The following is a 2,340-nucleotide window of genomic DNA, read 5'->3' as shown; positions in this document are numbered from 1 at the left end:
TACGGTGGAATCGATCGCATTCTTGATATCAACGACCAGATTGTTAATCTTCTCGGCGGATTTCTTACTTTGATCTGCTAGTTTGCGGATTTCTGTGGCTATGACAGTAAAACCTTGGGCATTTTCGCCTGCCCGCACCGCTTCTACTGAGGCATTCAGTGCCAGCATATTCGTTTGATTGGCTATATCTGTGACAGCAGTAGAGATATTGCCAATCTGATTGGTTTGTTCGCTCAATCGCAGAATTTCTGCTGCGATTGCCCCGACATTTTCTTTCAATATTGTCATCGATTCCAGGGTTTGCTCCACTGCTAGGGTTCCCCTTTCAGTGATGTTTAAAGCTTGCCGTGCAGATTCAGCACCAGCTTGAGCTTGCTGGGCTGATTGTTGGGAAGCAGCGCCCAACTCATCCATTGTGATGGTAGTTTGATTTACAGAGCTAGATTGCAGGGTGGCTGTACGTTCCTGCTCTTCAACTGTGGCCGCAATCTCTGTGGAAGAACTGGCGATCGTATTTGCTACCTGATTGATTGGTCGGATAATTTTATCAAAAATAAATAATACAATAAATGAACCCCATACTACAGCAACAACCGTACCTCCTATAGAAAAAATTGCCGATAATTGCTCCGACTGTTTTGCTAATATTGTTCGTTCAACCAGTAGAGCATCTTCTATCTTAAGCATTTCTGCCAGCTTAGCTCTGATTTCATCCATAAGTATCTTGCCTTTATTTGAAAGCACCAAAGCTCTTAGCTGTGGTTCTTGTCCAGCCCTTTTCAGGGATATAGTTGCCGCTAATTCATCTAGCTTTTGCTCAGCAATTTTTTCAAGCTGCTCCAAATTTTTAACTTGTTCGGGGTTATCTTTTATTAGCTCTTTTGTCTCATTTGCCGTTTTATAAAAGGCGATTGTCCCATTTTTGTAAGGTTCTAAAAATTCCTCCTTACCAGTGAAGATAAACCCCCGCTGTCCTGTTTCAGCATCCACTAAATCTTTTTCTAGAGCTTGCAAATTTGTCTTAACTACATAAGTGTGCGTTTGCCACTTAATAGCTTGTGCTAAATTATCCATACTAAATTTAGTTGCAAATCCGATGCTAATCATTAACAAAAAAATGGAGCCGAAGCCCAACGGGACTACTTTACTAAGCCGAATAATATTTTTAGGCATTTCACTTTTTACTCCTTGATTAGGTGTTTACTTTTGCCAATTTGGAGCTCAATTGCACTTAAGTTTAATTACTGATATTGCTGAGGCATTCAGCCAAGCTCTATCTCAGTTCCCCTTCCCCAGATTGCAGAGATAAGCACCCTCAAGATCATTACTTTTATTAATTCCATAATATAACTTCATTAAACAGAAAAATGCCATAAAAGTTTATATTAACCAGCACTTACGCACAAACTCTATCTGTAGTGGTAAGCTGCGCACTGGGCACCTTACCACTAGAGATAGTGTAAAAAATGATTCCTAGCGTAAGTCCTATTAACATAAGTTGCTAGTTACGTCCCATACATGGATTCACCCTTTCGCCAACCCCTCTGCCACCTCCCCTGCCCCTCGTACAAGAGAAGGGGGGGGGAAAGGAAAAAATTTTATAGATGGGCGAGGGGCTTGAATCCTGCTCTTGCTCCCTTCTCCCCTGGTGTGGAGTTGCTGGCTGGGGGATGAGGGCGAATAACTAGCAACTTGCGTTATTAGTATATTTCTTGACGCATATCTGGGCCGATGTTAGTAGGGTTTTTCACTAGCCACTCTAGGGGCGGGTTTAATGGGCAATAAAATAAATATTATTAATTGACAGTCACAGAAAACCCGCCTCTACCCGCTAACTTACACAATTGAATTGAGATTTTGGGCTACCTCGTTCAATTGTTGAGTGCCTAATTTGGTTTGAGAAATACCACTAGCGGTTTCTTTTGCCGATAGGTTGAGGCTGTTCATAGCATCGACTACTTGTTGAATGGCAACTGCCTGTTGTTCTGCCGTTAAAGAAATTTGTTGATTGTTCAATACCACATTGTTAACAGCCTTTGCCACTTCCGAGAAAGCTGCTGCCGTTTCTTGACTTATTTTGGTTCCTTCTTCTACTGTTTTAGTTCCTTCCTTTGTCACCATTACGGTGGAATCAATCGCCTTCTTGATATCAACAACCAGGTTGTTAATCTGCTCGGCAGATTTCTTACTTTGATCTGCTAGTTTGCGGATTTCTGTGGCTATGACAGTAAAACCTTGGGCGTTCTCGCCTGCCCGCACCGCTTCTACTGAGGCATTCAGTGCCAGCATATTCGTTTGATTGGCTAAATCTGTGACAGCAGTAGAGATATTGCCAATCTG

At 42.1% G+C, this 2,340-nt stretch carries 2 protein-coding genes; both read right to left on the bottom strand.

Annotated features, from left to right (window positions below; translation table 11 throughout):
• Window positions 1–1,074, bottom strand: a 1,074-nt coding sequence (locus tag QUB56_RS36735; RefSeq protein WP_332961275.1) for a CHASE3 domain-containing protein, incomplete at its 3' end; no start/stop codon positions are given.
• A 762-nt stretch (window positions 1,075–1,836) separates the two neighbouring features.
• A partial coding sequence (locus tag QUB56_RS36730; protein ID WP_332961274.1) for a methyl-accepting chemotaxis protein occupies window positions 1,837–2,340 on the bottom strand: 504 nt, incomplete at its 5' end.

This window comes from Microcoleus sp. AR_TQ3_B6, assembly GCF_036702785.1.
Taxonomy (GTDB): Bacteria; Cyanobacteriota; Cyanobacteriia; order Cyanobacteriales; family Microcoleaceae; genus Microcoleus.
Note: the sequence above shows the minus strand (reverse complement) of the source record. Positions and strands in the feature narration are given on the sequence as shown.